Origin of the sequence: Nocardioides sp., assembly GCF_047607185.1 — a bacterium.
Taxonomy (GTDB): domain Bacteria; phylum Actinomycetota; class Actinomycetes; order Propionibacteriales; family Nocardioidaceae; genus Nocardioides.
On the sequence record NZ_JASGDQ010000108.1, the window covers coordinates 1 to 18,479 of the forward strand.

Annotated in this window: 18 protein-coding genes and 1 pseudogene; 4 read left to right on the forward strand and 15 right to left on the reverse strand. The window is 70.7% G+C overall.

Features of this window, described 5'->3' with window-relative positions; all coding sequences use genetic code 11:
• The coding region (locus QM595_RS12170; RefSeq protein ID WP_415171822.1) for a hypothetical protein at nucleotides 1-956 on the forward strand (956 nt) is incomplete at its 5' end.
• Between the two features lie 15 nt (nucleotides 957-971).
• Here the strand turns inward: QM595_RS12170 and QM595_RS12175 are convergent.
• The 12 genes from QM595_RS12175 to QM595_RS12230 all read right to left on the reverse strand — a co-directional run bounded on the left by QM595_RS12175 (nucleotide 972) and on the right by QM595_RS12230 (nucleotide 13,860).
• A complete protein-coding gene (locus tag QM595_RS12175) occupies nucleotides 972-1,790 on the reverse strand; it encodes a TIM barrel protein (protein WP_415171823.1) in 819 nt (272 codons plus the stop codon).
• Nucleotides 1,787-2,788 (reverse strand): Gfo/Idh/MocA family protein, encoded by a 1,002-nt coding sequence (locus QM595_RS12180; protein WP_415171824.1) that lies wholly within the window; start codon nucleotides 2,786-2,788, stop codon nucleotides 1,787-1,789. Before QM595_RS12180 ends, QM595_RS12175 begins: the two co-directional genes overlap by 4 nt.
• On the reverse strand, nucleotides 2,785-3,744 hold the full coding sequence (locus QM595_RS12185) for an ATP-binding cassette domain-containing protein (protein WP_415171825.1): 960 nt from the start codon (nucleotides 3,742-3,744) through the stop codon (nucleotides 2,785-2,787). The genes QM595_RS12180 and QM595_RS12185 overlap by 4 nt, the downstream gene beginning before the upstream one ends.
• The gene (locus QM595_RS12190; protein WP_415171826.1) at nucleotides 3,741-4,775 is read right to left on the reverse strand and encodes an ABC transporter permease; all 1,035 of its coding nucleotides are present in this window, start codon (nucleotides 4,773-4,775) and stop codon (nucleotides 3,741-3,743) included. The genes QM595_RS12185 and QM595_RS12190 overlap by 4 nt, the downstream gene beginning before the upstream one ends.
• Before the next feature lie 73 nt (nucleotides 4,776-4,848).
• Nucleotides 4,849-5,811: a sugar ABC transporter substrate-binding protein gene (locus tag QM595_RS12195; RefSeq protein WP_415171827.1), complete on the reverse strand. Its 963-nt coding sequence runs from the start codon at nucleotides 5,809-5,811 to the stop codon at nucleotides 4,849-4,851.
• A gap of 40 nt (nucleotides 5,812-5,851) precedes the next feature.
• Nucleotides 5,852-7,348: a CoA-acylating methylmalonate-semialdehyde dehydrogenase gene (locus QM595_RS12200; RefSeq protein WP_415171828.1), complete on the reverse strand. Its 1,497-nt coding sequence runs from the start codon at nucleotides 7,346-7,348 to the stop codon at nucleotides 5,852-5,854.
• Nucleotides 7,349-7,365: 17 nt separating this feature from the next.
• Nucleotides 7,366-9,237, reverse strand: a complete 1,872-nt coding sequence (gene iolD, locus QM595_RS12205; RefSeq protein ID WP_415171829.1) for a 3D-(3,5/4)-trihydroxycyclohexane-1,2-dione acylhydrolase (decyclizing) — start codon at nucleotides 9,235-9,237, stop codon at nucleotides 7,366-7,368.
• Nucleotides 9,234-10,094: a 5-deoxy-glucuronate isomerase gene (gene iolB / locus QM595_RS12210; protein ID WP_415171830.1), complete on the reverse strand. Its 861-nt coding sequence runs from the start codon at nucleotides 10,092-10,094 to the stop codon at nucleotides 9,234-9,236. Before iolB ends, iolD begins: the two co-directional genes overlap by 4 nt.
• Nucleotides 10,091-10,999 (reverse strand): aldolase, encoded by a 909-nt coding sequence (locus QM595_RS12215; RefSeq protein ID WP_415171831.1) that lies wholly within the window; start codon nucleotides 10,997-10,999, stop codon nucleotides 10,091-10,093. Before QM595_RS12215 ends, iolB begins: the two co-directional genes overlap by 4 nt.
• Nucleotides 10,992-11,963, reverse strand: a complete 972-nt coding sequence (iolC, locus tag QM595_RS12220) for a 5-dehydro-2-deoxygluconokinase (protein ID WP_415171832.1) — start codon at nucleotides 11,961-11,963, stop codon at nucleotides 10,992-10,994. Before iolC ends, QM595_RS12215 begins: the two co-directional genes overlap by 8 nt.
• On the reverse strand, nucleotides 11,960-12,862 hold the full coding sequence (locus QM595_RS12225) for a sugar phosphate isomerase/epimerase family protein (RefSeq protein ID WP_415171833.1): 903 nt from the start codon (nucleotides 12,860-12,862) through the stop codon (nucleotides 11,960-11,962). Before QM595_RS12225 ends, iolC begins: the two co-directional genes overlap by 4 nt.
• On the reverse strand, nucleotides 12,859-13,860 hold the full coding sequence (locus QM595_RS12230; RefSeq protein ID WP_415171834.1) for a Gfo/Idh/MocA family oxidoreductase: 1,002 nt from the start codon (nucleotides 13,858-13,860) through the stop codon (nucleotides 12,859-12,861). The genes QM595_RS12225 and QM595_RS12230 overlap by 4 nt, the downstream gene beginning before the upstream one ends.
• Before the next feature lie 141 nt (nucleotides 13,861-14,001).
• On the opposite strand from QM595_RS12230, the gene QM595_RS12235 reads away from it, so the two are divergent.
• Nucleotides 14,002-14,745: a GntR family transcriptional regulator gene (locus QM595_RS12235; RefSeq protein ID WP_415171835.1), complete on the forward strand. Its 744-nt coding sequence runs from the start codon at nucleotides 14,002-14,004 to the stop codon at nucleotides 14,743-14,745.
• A 25-nt stretch (nucleotides 14,746-14,770) separates the two neighbouring features.
• Here the strand turns inward: QM595_RS12235 and QM595_RS12240 are convergent, their stop codons facing one another.
• On the reverse strand, nucleotides 14,771-14,902 hold the full coding sequence (locus QM595_RS12240; RefSeq protein ID WP_415171836.1) for a hypothetical protein: 132 nt from the start codon (nucleotides 14,900-14,902) through the stop codon (nucleotides 14,771-14,773).
• 211 nt (nucleotides 14,903-15,113) lie between these two features.
• Between QM595_RS12240 and QM595_RS12245 the strand changes: the two are divergent.
• Nucleotides 15,114-15,797, forward strand: a pseudogene (locus QM595_RS12245) (transposase); the annotation flags it as partial.
• Nucleotides 15,798-15,954: 157 nt separating this feature from the next.
• Here QM595_RS12245 and QM595_RS12250 read toward each other — a convergent pair.
• Together QM595_RS12250 and QM595_RS12255 are read right to left on the reverse strand one after the other, a co-directional pair.
• Nucleotides 15,955-16,434 carry a calcium-binding protein gene (locus QM595_RS12250; RefSeq protein WP_415171837.1) on the reverse strand — a complete coding sequence of 160 codons (480 nt, stop codon included), beginning with the start codon at nucleotides 16,432-16,434 and terminating at the stop codon, nucleotides 15,955-15,957.
• The gene (locus QM595_RS12255; RefSeq protein ID WP_415171838.1) at nucleotides 16,431-16,829 is read right to left on the reverse strand and encodes a hypothetical protein; all 399 of its coding nucleotides are present in this window, start codon (nucleotides 16,827-16,829) and stop codon (nucleotides 16,431-16,433) included. Before QM595_RS12255 ends, QM595_RS12250 begins: the two co-directional genes overlap by 4 nt.
• 245 nt (nucleotides 16,830-17,074) lie before the next feature.
• On the opposite strand from QM595_RS12255, the gene QM595_RS12260 reads away from it, so the two are divergent.
• Nucleotides 17,075-18,313, forward strand: a complete 1,239-nt coding sequence (locus QM595_RS12260) for an IS110 family transposase (RefSeq protein ID WP_415171839.1) — start codon at nucleotides 17,075-17,077, stop codon at nucleotides 18,311-18,313.
• The last annotated feature ends 166 nt before the right edge of the window (nucleotides 18,314-18,479 follow it).

Sequence of the window (18,479 nt, forward strand, 5' to 3'; positions counted from 1 at the left end):
CCCGCCGGGTCGCCGACGCGACTATGACACTCCCCCAGGAGGCGGCCGCCTGGGTCGACGTCCACCTTGCGCGCCGGGTGGAGCGAGTCGGGGTCAGGACCCTGGACCGGTTGATCGAGGAGGCCAAGGCCCGGTTCGACCCCGAACAACTCGCCGAGGACGAGGCCAGTGATCTGGCCGAGCGCCGCGTCGAGATCGCCCGCAACCCCACCGGTCGGGCCGCCACCACGAGGGTCGAGGCGGTCCTGGACACCACCGACGCCCTGGACTTGGATGCCGTGTTGGATGAGATCGCCGACCAGTTGGCCGCCTGCGACGGCCTGGCCGAGGCCAAGGCGGTGCGCCGGGCCAGGGCGTTGGGGATGCTCGCCCGTGGCGAGGTCGGCTTCGGCCGCCCCGACGCTGGCCACGACACCAGTCAAGCCAGCACTGGGCCGGCGGTCCAGGTGACCCCGCGTCGGATCGACCTCCGGGTGCGGGTGGGCGAGGGCGAGACCCACGCGATCGTGCACTCCCTGACCGGCCAGCACCTGGGCATGGTCACCATCGACCGCCTCCACACCTGGTGCACCCACGCCCACGTCACCGTCCGGCCGATCCTCGACCTGACCGCCGAGGCAGTCACGACAGGCCGGTTCGCCACCGACAGCCTCCGCGAGCAGGTCATCGAGACCGCCCGCAAATGCGTCTTCCCCTACTGCGAGCGCCCCGCCGAGTCCTGCGACCTCGACCACGCCAAGAAATGGCAAGAACACGGCCCACCCGGCCAGACCCGGACCGGCAATATCGCCCCGCTATGCCGACATCACCACCGCGTGAAAACCCACAGCACCGGCTGGACCTACTTCCAGCTCGCGCCGGGTGAATATCTCTGGACCAGCCCCCACGGCTACCGCTTCCACACCACCCAATATGGCACCAGGGAAATCACGAATCCGGACGGCGACCCCGGTTGACGTGGCGCCATGAGCTCAGAGAGTGAACGCCGACCGGAACGCGTCGAGCGCCGCATCCGAGCCGGCGATACCGGGCCGGCTGGCGAACGCCTCCAGGGCGACCACGCCGTCGTACCCGGCCTCGGCGAGGGCCCGGGCCACCGCGGGCCAGGCGACCTCGCCGGTGCCGGGCTCGCAGCGCCCGGGCACGTCGGCGACCTGCACCTCGCCGACCCAGGGCCGGGCCCGCCGGAGCAGCTCGATCAGGTTCCCCTCGCCGATCTGGGCGTGGTAGAGGTCGAGGTTCATCAGCAGGTGCGGGGAGCCGACGGCGCTGACCAGTGCGAGGGTGTCGGCGGCGCGGGCGAACGGGGTGCCGGGGTGGTCAACCTCGGTGTTGAGGTTCTCCAGCACGAACCTGACCCCGTGCCGCTCCCCCAGCGTGGCGACCCGCTCGAGGGTCCGCAGCGCCGCCAGCCACATCTCGCCGGTGACCACAGGCACCGGTGTCACCGGCAGGCCGCCCTCGCCCAGGCCGGTGCCGTGCAGGTTGAGCGCCGGCGCGCCGATCCGAGTCGCGAAGCCGATGGCCGCCTCGGCGCTCTCCAGCAGCGCGTCGGCGCCTGCCGGGGTGATCAGGTCGCCGCTGACGTAGCCGGTCATCGAGGTGTAGCGGGCGCCGATCGCGGCCAGCGCGGCCGGGTCCTTGGTGGTCCAGTCCCAGATCTCGACGGCAAAGCCTGCATCGTGGATCCGCTTGACCCGGTCGAGGTGGGGCTCGTCGAGATAGACCATCTCCGAGCAGACGGCGAGCGTGAAACTCCCTGGCTGATCCGCTCGCTGACGCTCGCTCACGCGGAACCGCCGTACAGCGCCGGCCGTTCCTCGGGTACGACGGACTCCCACTCCCCCGAGGCCAGCGACCTGACGCCGGCGGCCGCGGCCAGGTTGGCCAGGTAGCCGTCCCAGGCGTCGGGGCCGGTCCAGTCGCTGGCACCGGCGCCGGCCCAGCCGACCCAGGCCGCCAACTCCAGCCGGTAGGCGTCGGCGAAGTGGGCGGTGCCGTCGGAGCCGACCACGCCGCCGGCGACGCCGGCGGCGCGGAGGGTGACGTCGGCGCGCGGCGCCAGCGAGGCGGTGCCGGCCGTGCCGACGATCTCGCACTGCACGTCGTAGCCATAGCGGGCGTTGACGAAGACCTCCACCGAGGCCAGCGTCCCGGAGCCGAGCCGCAGCGTGGCCAGCTGCGGGTCGCGGAAGCCCTCGGCGAGCGGCGACTCGACCCGGATCCCGGTCAGCGGCTGGTCGAGCAGCCAGGGCAGGGTGTCGAGCTCGTGGATCATCGACCCGGTGATCAGCGTGGTGTCGTCGACGCTGGTGTGGTTGGTGGCGTTGCGGTGCGAGGCGTGCACCAGCCGGGCCTCCCCCAACGACCCGGCCGCCGCCTTGAGGGCGAGGAAGGCCGGGTCGTAGCGGCGGCAGAAGCCGAGCTGCACCAGCCGGCGGCCGGCGGCCACCTCAGCGGCGACCACGCGGCGGGCGTCGGCGGCGTTGCCGGCCAGCGGCTTCTCGCACATCACCGGCTTGCCCAGCTCGATCCCGGCGATGGCCAGGTCGGCGTGAGTGGCGTCGGGCGAGGCGATGACGAAGGCGTCGACGTCGTCGGCCTCGATCAGCGCCTCCGGCGAGGAGGCGGCGACCGCGCCGACCTCCTCGCCGAGCGCCTTGGCCCGCTCGCCGTCCGGATCGAAGACCTGGCTCACCTCCGCGCCGGCGATCCAGGTGGCCAGGGTGCGCGCGTGCGCGGCCCCCATCGCCCCGGTCCCGATGACGCCGACCCGGATCCGGCTCACTGCACCTCCGCCTTCAGCTCGGCGACGACGCTGGAGTCGGCGCCCATGTCCCGTTCCAGCTCGTGGGCCAGGGACTCCAGCTCGGCGCCGCCGGCCATCATCGAGGTCAGGTCCTCCAGCGAGAGCTCCGACTTCGGGAAGTCCCCGATGCTGCGGCCGCGCCGCAGCAGCAGGAACCTGTCGCCCACCGGGTAGGCGTGGTGCGGGTTGTGGGTGATGAAGACGACCGCCAGGCCACGCTCACGGGCCTTGGCGATGTACTTCAGCACCACGCCGGACTGCTTGACCCCCAGCGCCGCGGTCGGCTCGTCGAGGATGAGCACCCGGGCGCCGAAGTAGACCGCCCGGGCGATGGCGACGCACTGTCGCTCGCCGCCCGACAGCGTCCCGATGGGCTGGTCGACGTCGCGCAGGTCGATGCCCATCGCGGCCAGCTCCTCCTTCGTCGTACGGCGCATGAAGTCGGTGTCGAGGCGACGCAGCGGGCCGCGGCCTCGGACCGGCTCGGAGCCGAGGAAGAAGTTGCGCCACACCGGCATCAGCGAGACCACCGCAAGGTCCTGGTAGACGGTCGCGATGCCCGCGTCGAGCGCCTGCCGGGGGCTGGCGAAGTGGGTCGGCCGGCCGTCGATCAGCAGTTCGCCCTCGGTGTGCTGGTGGGCGCCGGCCAGGATCTTGATGAAGGTCGACTTGCCGGCGCCGTTGTCGCCCAGCACGCAGGTGACCTCGCCGGCGCGCACCGAGGTGGTGACGTCGCGCAGCGCGATGACGCTGCCATAGGTCTTGCCGATGGTGTTGACCTCCACCACCGGGGTGCCACGGGGCGGCAGCGCCCCGGCTTCGGGCGCGGGGGCGTTTCCCCGCTCCGCCTCGGCCTGCTGGGTGGCGTAGTCGCGCGCCACCTTTCCGATCCGCTTCCCGGTCGCCGAGACGCCCTGGTCCATCGGCTCACTCATCGCGTTGCCTCCGCTCGTTTCCTGACCCATTCGTTGAGCAGCACCGCCGCCAGCAGCATCACGCCGAGGAAGGCGCGCAGCCAGTTGTTGTCCCAGCCGGCGTAGACGATGCCTTGGTTGGCCATGCCGTAGATGAGGGCTCCGAACGCGGCGCCGATCGCCGAGCCGTAGCCGCCGGTCATCAGGCAGCCGCCGACGACCGCGCAGATGATGTAGATGAACTCCTGTCCCACCCCGGTGTTGCTCTGCACCGTGGAGGTGGTGAACAGCAGCAGCATGCCGACCAGCCAGCCGCAGCCGGCGGTGGTCATGAAGAGGCCGATCTTGGTCTTCGCGACGGGTACGCCGACCTGGCGGGCCGAGACCTGGGCGCCGCCGACGGCGAAGATCCAGTTGCCGATCCGGGTCCGCAGCAGCACCCAGGTCGCCACCGCCGCGACCGCCACCCACCACAGAATCGAGACGTAGAAGGTGCCCCTGCCGATCTCGGCCGAGGAGCCGAAGACCGCCTTGGCGGAGTCGTAGAAGGGCACATCGCGCATCCCCTGGATGGCGACCTGGCCGATCAGCGCCTTGGTGCCGGCCAGATCGATGCCCTGCAGCACGAAGAAGGTGCCGAGGGTGACGATGAAGGAGGGCAGTCCGGTGCGCATCACCAGCAGGCCGTTGACGAAGCCGACGGCGAGCGCGAGGGCGAGCGACACCAGGATCGCCACCCAGATGTTGAGACCGTACTCGGTCGTCAGGATGCCGACGACCAGGCCGGTGAAGCCGGTCATGGCGCCGGCGGAGAGGTCGAACTCGCCGCCGATCATCAGCAGCGCGACCGCGACGGCCATGATGCCGATGGTGGAGGCGGAGCGCAGCCAGGTGGCCGAGCCGGACAAGGTGGCGAAGGCGTCGGTCGTGACCGCGAAGAACACGAAGATGACGATGGCGGCCAGCAGGGCGCCGATCTCGGGGCGCTTGGTCAGCCGGGTGAGTGCCGAGGTGCGGGCGAGCCGCTCGTCCCCGGCGGCAATGGTGGTCATGTGATTCCCCTTTCGAGCCTGTACGACGGGGGGTGGCCGGACCCGGGAGAAGGCCGGGTCCGGCCGCCCGCCGTCAGCGGGTGCCGTTCTCGGCGAAGGCGAGCACCTCGTCGGCATTGTCGGCGGTGACGAAGGCGGGGCCGGAGTTGATCGCCTGGCCGCCACCGACGTCGTTGCCGTTGATCGACTTCAGGTAGAGCGTCGTCACGCCCAGGTAGCCCTGGACGTAGGGCTGCTGGTCGACGGCGAAGAGGATGTCGCCGGCCTTGATGGCGTCGATGACGTCCTCGCTGAGGTCGAAGGTGGCGACCTTGGCGCTGCTGCCGGCCTCCTTGACCGCCGCGACGGCGTCGATGGCGTACTGCCCGCCCAGCGTCAGCACGCCGTCGATCGAGGTGTCGGCCTGCAGCTTGGAGGTGATGGTCGCCTGCACCGCGTTGTCGTCGGTGCCGTCGACCTGGAGGTTCTCGACCTTGCCGCCCTCGGTCTCGGCGACCGCCTTGCAGCGCTCCTCCAGACCGATATTGCCGGCCTCCTGGATCACACACAGCACGTTCTTGAGGCCCTCGGAGCCGAGTCGCTCGCCGACCGCCTCACCGGCGATGGTCTCGCTCTGGCCGATGTGGGTGATGGCGCCGAACTCCTTCCAGCGGTCGTAGCCGGAGTTGATGGTGACGACCGGGATGCCCGCGGCCACCGCGGCCTTGACACTCGTCTCCAGCCCGTCGGGGTTGGCCATCGAGACCACGATGCCGTCGACCTTGTCGGCCACGGCGCCGTCGATGAGCTGGGACTGCTTGGCCGGGTCGGGGTCGGAGGAGTACTCCACCGTGACGCCGTAGTCCTTGCCGGCCCGCTCGGCGCCGGATTTGACCCGGTCCCAGAAGGCGTCGCCGGAGGAGCTGTGCGTGATGACGGCGTAGGTCAGGTCCGTAGTGTCGGAGGAGTCTCCGTCGCTCTCCTGGCCGGTGCCGCTGCAGGCGGCGAGGAGGAGCCCGGCGGCTGCGATGGCGCCGGCGACCCGCAGTTTCTTCATGGGTGTTGCCTTCCTTTGTTGTCCGACTACTGCGCCGGATCTAGTGGGCTGTCGGGAAGTGGAAGCTGGCGCCGATCGGGTGGGAGACCTGGGGCCAGCGGGAGGTGACGACCTTGGCGCGGGTGTAGAAGGAGACGCCTTCGGGACCGTGCATGTGCTTGTCGCCGAAGAGGGAGTCCTTCCAGCCGCCGAAGGAGTAGTAGGCCATCGGCACCGGGATGGGCACGTTGATACCGATCATGCCGACGTGGACGCCGCGCTGGAACCGCCGGGCCGCCTCCCCGGAGGAGGTGAAGATCGCGGTGCCGTTGCCGTACGGGTTGGCGTTGATGAGCGCGATGGCCTCGTCGACCTCCTCGGCGCGTACGACGGAGAGCACCGGCCCGAAGATCTCCTCGGTGTAGACGTCCATGGCCGTGGAGACCCGGTCGATGAGGGTGGGGCCGACGAAGAAGCCGTCCTCGTAGCCCGGCACGACCAGACCGCGACCGTCGACGACCAGCTCGCCGCCCTGCCGCTCGCCGGCGTCGATCAGCCCGACGATCCGGTCCCGGGCGGCGGCGGTGACCACCGGGCCCATCTCGCTGGCGTGGTCGCGGCCGGAGCCGACCACGACCTTGCGGGCCTTCTCGGCGACGGCCTCGACCAGCGCGTCGCTCTCCCGGCCGACCGCGACGGCCGCGGAGATCGCCATGCACCGCTCCCCCGCCGACCCGAAGGCGGCCGCGACCAGGTGCTCGGCGGCGTAGTCGAGGTCGGCGTCGGGCAGGATCACCGCGTGGTTCTTGGCGCCGCCGAGGGCCTGCACCCGCTTCCCGGTCGCGCTGGCGCGCTCGTGGATGTAGCGGGCGATCGGGGTCGAGCCGACGAAGCTGACCGCCGCCACGTCGGGGTGGTCGAGCAGCGCGTCGACGGCGGTCTTGTCGCCCTGGACGACGGTGAAGACGCCCTCGGGCAGGCCGGCCTGCGCCCACAGCTCGGCCAGGATGAGCGAGGCGGAGGGGTCCCGCTCGCTGGGCTTGAGCACGAAGGTGTTGCCGCAGGCGATCGCCACCGGGAACATCCACATCGGCACCATCGCCGGGAAGTTGAACGGGGTGATGCCGGCGACTACGCCGAGCGGCTCCCGGAAGGAGAACACGTCGACACCGGCGGAGACCTGGTCGGAGTAGTCGCCCTTGAGCAGGCTCGGGATGCCGCAGGCGAACTCCACCACCTCCAGGCCGCGCTGCACCTCGCCGCGGGCGTCGGAGAGGACCTTGCCGTGCTCGTCGGTGATCGCCTCGGCGATCCGGTCGGCGTTGGCCTCGACGAGCTCGCGGAACCGGAACAGCACCTTGGTGCGCGCCGACAGCGAACTCTGGCCCCAGGTCGCGAACGCCTCCCGCGCGGTGGCGACCGCGGCGTCGACGTCGGCAGTCTCGGCGAGCAGCACCTCGGCCCGGGCCTGCCCGGTGGCGGGGTTCCACACCGTGGCGGTGCGGGTCGAGCCGGCGGCGGCGGGCCGGCCGCCGATCCAGTGCTGAATGGTCCTCACGTCAGTCTCCTCGTTCCTCACAGATGGGTTCGCTGGTCCCGCTTCGCGACGTCGTACGACGCGCGGGCGGCCCTGGTGGTGTCGAGCTGCGACACCTCCGCGACGGGTACATCCCACCAGGCGTCGCTGTCCGGGGCGGGCACCGCCGGGTCGGTCTCGACCTGGACCACCACCGGGCCGCCGTCGTACTCCTTGGCCGCCAGCAGCGCCGCCCGCAGCTCCTCGACGCCGTGCGCCCGGATCACGTGCGCGCCCAGGCTCTCGGCGTTGGCGGCCAGGTCTACCGGCAGCGGCGCGCCGTCGAGCCGGCCGGAGCCGGGATCGCGGTAGCGGTAGCGAGTGCCGAACCGCTGCGAGCCGACCGACTCCGAGAGCGCGCCGATCGAGGCGAAGCCGTGGTTCTGGACGAGCACCACGATGATCTTGGTCCGCTCCTGGACGGCGGTGACCAGCTCGGAGGCGAGCATGAGATAGGAGCCGTCGCCGACCATGACGAAGACGTCGCGGTCGGGAGCCGCCATCCGCACGCCCAGCCCGCCGGCGATCTCATAGCCCATGCAGGAGAAGCCGTACTCGACGTGGTAGCCCTTGGGGTCGCGGGTGCGCCACAGCTTGTGCAGGTCGCCGGGCATGGAGCCGGCGGCGCAGACCAGCACGTCGCGGGGCGCCGACACCTCGTTGACGACGCCGAGCACCTCCGACTGCGCGGGCAGCGGTCCGTGGCCGCGGTGGTAGGCGGAGTCCACCACGGCGTCCCACTCGGCGGCGAGCCGGGCGACCCGCTCGCGGTAGCCGGCGCCGGTGTCGTAGCCGCGCAGCGCCTCGGCGAGCGCTGTCAGGCCCTCGCGGGCGTCGGCGACCAGCGGCAGGCCGGCCTGCTTGTGGGCGTCGAGTCCGGCGACGTTGAGGTTGACGAACCGCACGTCGGGGTGGGCGAAGATCGACCGGGAGGCGGTGGTGAAGTCGCTGTAGCGGGTGCCGACGCCGAGGATCACGTCGGCCTCGCGGGCGATGGCGTTCGCGGCGGTGGTGCCGGTGGCGCCGATCGCGCCGAGTGCGAGCGGGTGGTCGTAGGGCAGCGAGCCCTTGCCGGCCTGGGTCTCGGCGACCGGGATGCCGGTGGCCTCCGCGAAGGTCCGCAGCGCCTCGGTGGCGCCGCTGTAGATCACCCCGCCGCCGGCGACGATCAGCGGGGCGCTGGCGCCGCGCAGCAGCTCGACCGCCCGGGCCAGCATGGCCGGCTCCGGGACGGGCCGGGCGACGTGCCAGACCCGTCTCTCGAACAGCTCCTCGGGCCAGTCGTGCGCCTGCGCCTGGACGTCCTGCGGCAGCGCGAGGGTGACCGCTCCCGTCTCGACGGGGTCGGTGAGGACCCGCATCGCGCCGAGCAGCGCCTGGGGCAGCTGCTCGGGTCGCCAGATCCGGTCGAAGAAGCGCGAGACCGGCCGCAGCGTGTCGTTGACCGAGACGTCGTACGTCGTGGGGGACTCCAGCTCCTGCAGCACCGGCCCGCTGACGCGGGTGGCGAAGACGTCGCCGGGGAGCAGCAGGACGGGGAGCCGGTTGATCGTGGCCAGCGCGGCACCGGTGACCAGGTTGGTGGCGCCGGGGCCGATCGAGGTGGTGCAGGCCAGCGTTGACAGCCGGTCGCGCTGCCGGGCGAAGCCCGCCGCCGCGTGGACCATGCCCTGCTCGTTGCGACCGGTCCAGTACGGCAGCGCGGTCGGGTCGGCGAGCTCGGCCTCGAGCAGCGCCTGACCGACGCCGGCCACATTGCCGTGGCCGAAGATGCCGAAGCAGCCCGCGACCAGCCGCTGCTCGACGCCGTCGCGCTCGGAGAACTGCCGCGACAGGAACCGGACCAGCGCCTGGGCGACGGTGAGCCTCATCGGGGTGCCCTTTCGGTCGCGGTGGTCAACGGGAGCCGCGGGTCGACCCGCTGCTCGGTCCAGGTGTCGCGAACCCAGGTGTGGTCCGGATCGTCGCTGATGTGCCAGACCCGCTCGCCGGGGCCGGCCATGACGTTGAGGTAGTAGAGGTCGTAGCCGGGCACCGCCATCGAGGGGCCGTGCCAGCCGTGCGGGATGGTGACCACGTCGCCGCTGCGCACCTCGGCGAGCAGGTCGGCCGGCCGCTCGGCGGTGCCGTAGACCCGCTGGTAGGCCATGCCCCGCTCGCCTCCAGGGCCTGCGGCGACCTCGAAGTAGTAGATCTCCTCCAGCTCGCTCTCGACGCCGGGGCGGTCCTCGTCGTGCTTGTGCGGCGGGTACGACGACCAGTTGCCACCGGGGGTGAGCACCTCGACCACGATCAGCCGGTCGCACTCGAAGGCGCCCGCAGCGGCGACATTGTTGACCTGGCGACTGCACAGGCCGGCGCCGCGCAGCTCGACCGGCACCTCCTCGGCGCTCGCATGGCGGACCGGCAGCCGGCGCTCGCAGCGGGCACTGGGGATCGCGAACCGGCCCCCGGACTCGCTGCTGACGGTGACCTCGGCGTCCCGGGGGACGTAGCCGAAGTCGCTCACCCGGCTGAACACGCTGCCGCGGCCGGCCAGCTCGAAGGTCTCGCCGTCGCACTCGACCCGTGCCGAGCCCGCCAGCGGCAGCACCAGTGCCTCGGCGTCGCCGGTCGCGAAGGTCTCGGTCGCACCCGGGACGAGGTCGAGGACCCGCAGCCCGCAGTAGGTCCAGCCGGCATCGGCCGGGGTGACCGGCGTGGCGAGCAGCCGCGCACCTCCGCTCACAGCAGCCCCACCGTCTTGTCCACCGCGGTGGCGACATCGCCGTCGGGCGGGTAGAGCAGCGCCCGGCCGACGATCATGCCGAAGACCGTCGGCAGCTTGAGGGCACGCTGCCAGCGGTCGAGGGTCTCCGGCTGGTCGATGCTCGCCTCGCCGCCGAGCAGCAGCACCGGCAGCGTGGTGGCGTCGGCGACCCGCTCCATCTCGGCCAGCACCGGCAGCTTGAGCCAGGTGTAGGCCGAGGTGGTGCCCAGCCCGGCGGCGACGGTCGCGGAGCGGATCACCGCCTCGACCGAGAGGTCGTTGCGGACCCTGCCGTCGACGCGGTGGGAGATGAACGGCTCGACCATCGCCATCAGCCGGTGGCCGGCCAGCGCCGAGACGGCGTGGGCACAGCTCTCCAGGGTGGCGGCGGTGGCCGGGTCCTCGGGGTCGACGCGCAGCAGCATCTTGCCGCCGTCGAGCCCGCCGGCGGCGATGGCGTCGGCGTCGTAGCCGGTCATCCGGTCGTCGATCTCGAAGGTGGTGCCGGCCAGTCCGCCGCGGTTCATCGAGCCGAGCACGACCAGGTCGTCCAGGGCGCCCATGAGGAGCAGGTCCTCGACCAGGTCCGGGGTGCCGAGGAAGCCGTCGACGCCGGGCCGCGACAGCGCCACGGCGATGCGGCGCAGCAGCTCGCCGCGGTCGGCCATCGCGAGCGGGTCGTCGGCGACCCGGAGGGCCCCCCGGGCGGGGTGGTCGGCGGCCAGCAGCATCAGCCGGCCGGACTCCCCCAGCAGCCGCTCCCGCCGGGGCCGGGCGGCGGCCGCCCGGGCGATGGCACCCGGGTCCTGGGCACGGGTGGTGGTCAGTGCGCGCACCAGCTCCGCGCCGGTCAGCCCGGCGGGGTCGACGACCGGCTCAGCCATGGACGGCCTCCTTCCCGAGCAGGCTCTCGATCTCGGCGGTGGTGGGCATCGCGTCGGCGCAGGCGAGCTGGCCGGCGACGTAGGCCCCCGCCGCGTTGGCGAAGCGCAGGATCCGCGCCAGCGGCCAGCCTGCCAGCAAACCGTGGCACAGCGCTCCCCCGAAGGCGTCGCCGGCGCCGAGTCCGTTGACGACCTCGACGGGGACCGGCGGCACCTCGACGGCGGCCACTGCGTGGAGGGGGCCGGAGACGCCGAGAACACCGCGCGGGCCCTGCTTGACCACGGCGACCCGGACGCCGCGTTCGCGCAACGCGGCGGCGGCCGCCGCGGGCTCGGTCTCGCCGACGGCGACCTCGCACTCCTCCCGGTTGCCGACCGCCACGGTGACGTACGGCAGCGCGCGGGCGATCTGAGCGGTGGCCTGCTCCGGGGAGTCCCAGAACATCGGCCGGTAGTCCAGGTCGAGCACGGTGTCTCCGGCCGGGTTGGCCCGGGCACGGTGCTCGAGCGCGGCCAGGGTGGCGCTACGGCTGGGCTCCTGGCACAGCCCGGTGACCGTCACCCAGAACAGGTCGGCGGCGGCGATCGCGTCGAGGTCGAGGTCGGCGGCCTCGATCTGCAGATCCGGCGCGGTGGGGGTCCGGTAGAAGTAGAGCGGGAAGTCGTCGGGCGGGAAGATCTCGCAGAAGGTCACCGGCGTCGGCCACCCCGGCACCGCGGACACGAACCGGTCATCGACGCCGAAGCCGCGCAGCGCCTCGTGGATGAACCTGCCGAACGGGTCCTCGCCGGTCCGGGTGATCACCGCCGCCCGGCGACCGTGCCGAGCCGCGGCCACCGCGACATTGGTGGGGCTGCCGCCGAGGAACTTGCCGAAGCTGGTGACGTGCTCCAGCGGCACGCCGATCTGCTGCGGGTAGACGTCGACGCCGACCCGGCCCATGGTGATCACCTCGAAGGTCATGACCCGACCTCGCGACGGCTGACGTCGTCGAGATAGGCCAACGAGGCGAGTACGTCGGCCAGCGGCCCGGCGCCCGGCGCCGGCTCGCCCGCCTCCTCGGGGAGCACGGTGTCCTGCTCCATGACGTACCAGCCCTGGTAGCCGGCCCGCTCCAGCGCGGTGACGATGGCGGCGATGTCGACGTCGCCCTGGCCCAGCGGCCGGTAGAGACCGGCGACGACCGCCTGGTGGTAGGTCAGCTCGCCCTGTCGGACCCGCTCGGCGACGTCCTGGTCGACGTCCTTGAGGTGGGTGTGCCGGATCCGGTCGCTGGCGGCCAGGGTGAGCGCGACCGGGTCGGTGCCGCCGACCAGGAGATGGCCGGTGTCGAGGGTGAGCCCGATGCTGCTGCCCGCCAGCACCCGCTCGACCTCGTCGCGACGCTCGACCATGGTGCCGACATGGGGGTGGAGGGTGGCCTCGATGCCCTGCTCGCCGGCCGCGTCGCGGAGCCGGTCGAGGTTGGCCAGCAGCGTCTTCCACGCTCGCTCGTCCAGCACCGGCCGGGCGTCGTACCCCTCCAGGCCGGAGGCCGCCGCCAGCACCAGGCTCGTTGCCCCAGCGGCGGTGAAGTGCCGCAGCGCCCGGGTCACCTCCGGCAGCGGGTCCCGCTCCTCGTCGAAGAGCACCACCGGGACGAAGCCGCCCACCGCACTCAGGTCGTGGCTGGCCAGCAACTCGGCAGCCTGCGCCGGATCGGCGGGCAGGAAGCCGTCGGGGCCGAGCTCGGTGGCGGCCAGGCCGGCGCCGGCCATCTCGGTCAGCACCCGCTCGGGCGCCAGCTGGTGTCCCCAGCCGGGCACCTCGCAGACGCCCCAGGAGATGGGCGCGCCGGCGATCCGGCTCCGCAGGTCGTTCACTTGCGCACCTCCGCGACCTCGACCTTGCGGCCTTCGACCCGCGAGCGGGTGGCCGCCTCGGCGACGTAGAGCGCCTCCAGCGCCTCCTCGACCGGGCACGGGCTCGGCCGGCCGTCGCGCACCACTTCGACGAAGGCGGAGATCTCGGCGGCGTACGCCGGCGCGAACCGCTCCCAGAACGTCGGGTACGGCTCCCCCGCCGGGAAGTCGACGCCGGACTCGGCCGAGCGCAGCGCGGCATGGTCGTCGAGACCGACCGCGACGGTGCCCTCGGTGCCGGCCACCTCGAGCCGGACGTCGCACCCGGCGCCGTTGTAGCGGGAGCCGTGCAGCGTGCCGAGGGTGCCGTCGTCGAGGGTGATCAGCACGACCGTCTCGTCGACGTCGCCGGCCTCGCCGAAGAAGGCGGCGCCGCGGTTGGCGCCCAGGGCGGTGACCTCGGTGATCTCGCGGCCGGTGAGCCAGCGGATGACGTCGAAGTCGTGGATCAGGCAGTCCTTGTAGATGCCGCCGCTGGTGGGGATGTAGGAGGCGTGCGGCGGGGTCGGGTCGGCGGTGATGGCGTGCAGTCGGCGCAGCTCGCCGAGCCGGCCGGACGCCAGCGCCTCCCGGGCGGCGACGTACCCGGCGTCGAAGCGGCGCTGGAAGCCGATCTGCACCGGCATCCCGGTAGCGCAGACGGCGTCGCGGACGTGCCGGGTGCCGGCCACGTCGAGCGCGACCGGCTTCTCGCAGAAGACCGGCAGCCCGGCCTCGGCACCGCGCACGATCAGCTCGGCGTGGCTGTCGGTGGGGGTCGCGATCACCAGTGCGTCGACACCCGTCTCGAGGACGTCGTCGATGGCGTCGGCCGCGGTGACGCCGAGCCGCTCGGCCGCCGCTCGGGCACGGCCTGGGTCGGCGTCGGCGAGGACGACCGACTCCACGTCGGGGTGTCCGGCGACGACGGCGGCGTGGGAGGCGCCGATCCGGCCGACGCCGAGGAAACCGATCCGCATGGATGGCCTTTCGTGGTGGGGTGGTCGCGGGATGTGACTGGCGCCACAGCACATTCCTAGTGGGCTTCGCCGACCACGTCAAGACTTTGTCCTGACATACCGACTAACTGACATCCTGATGTCAGGGTCTACGATGCTGGCATGACCGCCCCGGGCCTCCGTCTCGCCGTCGACCGCCGCAGCCCCGTGCCGCTCTACCACCAGGTGGCCAGCCAGCTCGCCGACGCGATCGACGACGGCACCCTCCCGGCCGGGGCGAAGCTCGACAACGAGATCGCGCTGGCCGACCAGCTGGGGCTCTCCCGGCCCACCATGCGCAAGGCGATCGAGGAGCTGGTCGGCAAGGGCCTGCTGGTCCGCAAGCGCGGCGTCGGCACCCAGGTGGTGCACGGCCGGGTGCGGCGAGAGCTGGAGCTGACCAGCCTGTACGACGACCTGGCGGCCGCCGGGAAGCGGCCCACCACCACGGTGCTGCGCAACGAGATCGTGCCGGCCCCTACCGAGGTCGCCGAGGAGCTCGGGCTAGCGGCCGGTGGCGAGGTGCGGCTGCTGGAGCGGCTGCGCCAGGCCGACGACGCGCCGTTGGCGCTGCTGCGCAACTGGCTGCCCGCCGACCTCGTCGACGCCGACAGCGAGGCGCTGGAGTCGCGGGGCCTCTACGAGCTGCTGCGCGAGGGCGGCACCCACCTGCGGATCGCCCGGCAGCGCATCGGGGCTCGCGGCGCCTCGGCGACCGAGGCCGACCTGCTCGGGGTCGTCGCCGGCGAGGCGCTGCTGACCATGCAGCGCACCGCCTATGCCGACTCGGGTCGGGCGGTCGAGTACGGCGACCACTGCTACCGGCCCGACTCCTACTCCTTCGAGGTGACCGTCGTCGAGCGCTGAGCCCACCGGGGGTCACCGGGTCCGATCACCACGACTGGTCCCTGACCGAATCGATGTCGGCCCTCAGCGAGGTGACGTCCAGGCGCGGCAGGAGGCGCCAGCGCTCAACGAACTCGGATGTCGGCAACGGCGCGGCCCCGGCGAAGAGCCGGGCCATGCACCCGGCCTTGGCCACCCGATGCGGCGAGTCGACGCCCAGATGCTCGGCCAGCGCCTCCTGGAAGCCGGCTTCTTCGGCCAGCCGCAGCGCCGGGACAAGGCCGATGTCCTATTTGGACACGCACCCTGAAACGGGGTTCTGAATCATGCTCTAGCCTCCCGTGTTTCATGCGGTTCTGGGTGACACGTGGCCGAGGAACGTGAATGCGTTCGCCGCGGCGTGTGTCGAGCGCGGTGTCGGGTTCTCCTTCGGGTTCCCCGTAGATACGCGGATCCAGTCCATCGTTGACGCCATCCCTGAGCAGTGTTGGCACCCCGCGCTGCAGACTCCGGACCGTGACGGCAACGAGTTCCGCGACGGCGCCTGGGTCGCTGAGGCCACCGGAACGATCGACCTGACCTCGTGGCCGCAGGGGTCACGGTTGATCCTGCGCAAGGAACGTCCCCACCCCGGCGCCCAGCTGACTTTCACCGATGTCGACGGCATACGGGTCACCGCGATCCTCACCAACACCAGCCCCGGACTCGTCGCGGCTCAGGCGGCCGGGCTCGAGCTACGCCACCGTCAACACGCCCGGGTCGAGGACCGGATCCGTGAGGCCAAGGCCACCGGGCTGCGGAACCTGCCGTGTCGGGCGTGGAACGAGAACGCCGCGTGGCTCGAGGTCGTCCTGACCGCGGTCGACCTGATCGCCTGGACCAAGACCATCTGCTTCGCCGACATCTGCGAACTCGCCAGGTGCGAGATCGCAGCGTTCCTCTACCGGGTCCTGCACGTCGCCGCCCGCATCACCCACGGCGGTCGTCAGGTCCGGCTCCGGATCGATGCGACCTGGCGCTGGGCCGTCGAGATCGCCGAAGGCTTCCACCGACTACGAGCCGCGTTCACCTGACCACCCGCGACCAGTTCGCCCCACCCAAGGGACCCGGAGAACCGCAGCCCGGCAGCGCCAGCCGGCCAAGCAGCGACCCCGCGCCCCGAGAACCAGCACTCGCCCCGACCCAAGCACCACTCATACCGCCGCTACGCGGCGGCGTGAAACGCCGAGGCTAGAACGATACCCAGTTAAAGTACTGGCAATTTGTCCAAATATCGGAAGCGCTTACCCAGCAAGTATCAGTGCCATCTCCGCCGTCAACTGTGTCGACCTTCTGGTCGCCGCCAGCGAATAGGTAATCGTCGCCTTCACCGCCCTCGGAGTAATCAACACCCGCCATTCCATCGAGCGTGTCATTCCCGGCATTCCCGTATAGGTGGTCGTTCTCGGGGCCCGCGAAAACGTTGTCACCCTTCTGGTTACCGTACAGGTAGTCTGCTCCCCAGCCTCCATTGAGCGCGTCCGCGCCATCGTTCCCGGAAATCGAATCATTTCCTTCGAACCCGTAAATGTCATCTGCTGCTGAAGTTCCATTAAGAACGTCGTTTCCTGACGTCCCGTTGATGGTTGCGCTATAGGCAACCCCGCCTGCGGCGCCGAAAACCAGCCCCGTGACACCCGCTACGAGGCCGGTACGAAGGGATGACCTCATTCCGGATTTACCTCCTGACGGGACCGCTCAATCTCGCCGCTTGCGATCAGCTCCTTGTTCCGCTCGTACGCTTCCTGCCAGTAAGCAACGCCCGGACATCCCTCGAGGACCATGGAATCTTCAGGAATGCTTCCAAACTGACTGAATACGGCTTTCACTTCAGGCTTCTCCAAGAAGGCTATGTCTTCATCGCATTCCGAGAAAGGGATAGCCGTCGATTTGAGTAATTCAATCTCATCTTGGCTTGGAATGTAGTCTGGCTTTGTGTCGACCGCAGAGGGAACTGGGACTGGATCGTCAGTAACCTGAATTGCTGCCCATGCCCCCGCGGGTATCATCGCAGCCCCTAATGCGGTGCTCCAGACTACAACCTTCCAGTTTTTGCGAAACGTCACAACTACGCCCTCCTCGAGTCGGGCCGCACCTTTGCGAGCCTCAGTTGTTGGGAACTTAGCAGGCAACATGGCTTAGCGACAAGGCTTTCCTGGCTCTTCCCAGATGAGCCTGTAGTTGAGCATGGCGGCGGAGGACCCCACGGGAACCGTGGATTGGTGCCTTGAGCCCGAGCGTCAGACTTCTGTTTTCTCCCAGTCCTCCCCACGACGGACGCCGTTGACCGCGAGTGGGAGGAGTCAGGCTGATGGAAGTGCTACACCCCCGGTGCGCCGGGTTGGACATCTCAAAGAAGGACGCGAAGGTCTGTGTCCGGATCGCAGGGACGGGTCGCCGCAAGGCGACCGAGGCGGTCACGACGTGGTCCGCGATGACCTCGCACATCCTCGCGTTGCGCGAGCATCTCGCGGCCGAGCAAGTCACGTGTGTGGTGATGGAGGCGACCGGCGACTATTGGAAGCCGTTCTACTACCTGCTTGAGGATCTCCCGGGTGTCGTGGTCATGCTGGTCAACGCTCGGCACGTGAAGAACCTGCCTGGTCGCAAGACCGACGTCGCGGACGCCACATGGCTGGCGCAGCTCGGTGCCCACGGACTTGTTCGTGCGTCGTTCGTTCCGCCCGAACCGATCCGCCAGCTACGAGACTTGACGCGAACTCGCTCAGCGATCACCCGGGAGCGCTCGCGAGAGGTCCAACGACTGGAGAAGCTGCTCGAGGACGCCGGGATCAAGCTCTCCTCGGTCGCCACTGACATCGTCGGTGTCTCAGGGCGAGCGATGATCGAGGCGCTGATCACCGGCGACCGCGACCCTGCGCGGATGGCTGACCTGGCGCAGAAGCGACTACGGAACAAGATCCCGCAGCTCACCGAAGCGATGGTCGGCCGCTTCAACGACCACCACGCGTTTCTCGCCCGAGCACACCTCGACCTGATCGATCAGCACAGTGCGGTGATCGACCAGCTGACCGAGCGCATCGAGGCGATGATGGAGCCCTTTCGTGGCTTCCACCACCTGATCTGCACCATCCCGGGAATCAGCACCCGCACTGCTGACGTCGTAGTCGCAGAGACGGGCGGCGACATGAGGTGTTTCCCGACCGCGAAACACCTGGCGTCCTGGGCCGGCACGACGCCGGGGAACAACGAGTCCGCGGGCCGTGTGAAGTCGACTCGGACCCGACCAGGCAACTCGCACTTGCAGGGAGCTCTGGGCGCCTCAGCGATGTCGATCGCTCGGACGCCAGGCACCTACCTCAACGCCAAGTACCGGCGCATCGCCGCTCGGCGGGGACCACAGAAGGCCAACGTCGCGATCCAGCACGCGCTCCTTGTCGCGATCTGGCACATGGGCACCACCGGCACCCTCTACGACGATCCGGGAACCGACTACTACACCCGACTTCGGCCCGAACGTGCCCGACAGCGCGCTGTCCATCAGCTCGAAGCCATGGGCTACCGCGTCACCCTTGACGAAGCCTCGTAACGTCACCGCGGAGCATCGCCTGGAGTGAATCTTCGCGTCAGGGTGTAGGTCGGGTCGGCGCGTCGGTCCACGGGTAGGCGTCGAGGTCTTCCGAAGATGGAAGTTCTGACGCTCACCATCTGGAAGACCCCGACGTGCCCGACGTTACCCCGCCGGCCGGCTTCGG

Excerpts from the sequence above, each read along its gene's own strand:
- QM595_RS12185 (WP_415171825.1), bottom strand. The coding sequence starts at position 3,744 with ATGAGTGAGCCGATGGACCAGGGCGTCTCGGCGACCGGGAAGCGGATC.
- QM595_RS12190 (WP_415171826.1), bottom strand. The coding sequence starts at position 4,775 with ATGACCACCATTGCCGCCGGGGACGAGCGGCTCGCCCGCACCTCGGCA.
- QM595_RS12195 (WP_415171827.1), bottom strand. The coding sequence starts at position 5,811 with ATGAAGAAACTGCGGGTCGCCGGCGCCATCGCAGCCGCCGGGCTCCTC.
- iolD (WP_415171829.1), bottom strand. The coding sequence starts at position 9,237 with ATGAGGCTCACCGTCGCCCAGGCGCTGGTCCGGTTCCTGTCGCGGCAG.
- QM595_RS12215 (WP_415171831.1), bottom strand. The coding sequence starts at position 10,999 with ATGGCTGAGCCGGTCGTCGACCCCGCCGGGCTGACCGGCGCGGAGCTG.
- iolC (WP_415171832.1), bottom strand. The coding sequence starts at position 11,963 with ATGACCTTCGAGGTGATCACCATGGGCCGGGTCGGCGTCGACGTCTAC.
- QM595_RS12230 (WP_415171834.1), bottom strand. The coding sequence starts at position 13,860 with ATGCGGATCGGTTTCCTCGGCGTCGGCCGGATCGGCGCCTCCCACGCC.
- QM595_RS12235 (WP_415171835.1), top strand. The coding sequence starts at position 14,002 with ATGACCGCCCCGGGCCTCCGTCTCGCCGTCGACCGCCGCAGCCCCGTG.
- QM595_RS12240 (WP_415171836.1), bottom strand. The coding sequence starts at position 14,902 with ATGGCCCGGCTCTTCGCCGGGGCCGCGCCGTTGCCGACATCCGAGTTC.
- QM595_RS12250 (WP_415171837.1), bottom strand. The coding sequence starts at position 16,434 with ATGAGGTCATCCCTTCGTACCGGCCTCGTAGCGGGTGTCACGGGGCTG.
- QM595_RS12260 (WP_415171839.1), top strand. The coding sequence starts at position 17,075 with ATGGAAGTGCTACACCCCCGGTGCGCCGGGTTGGACATCTCAAAGAAG.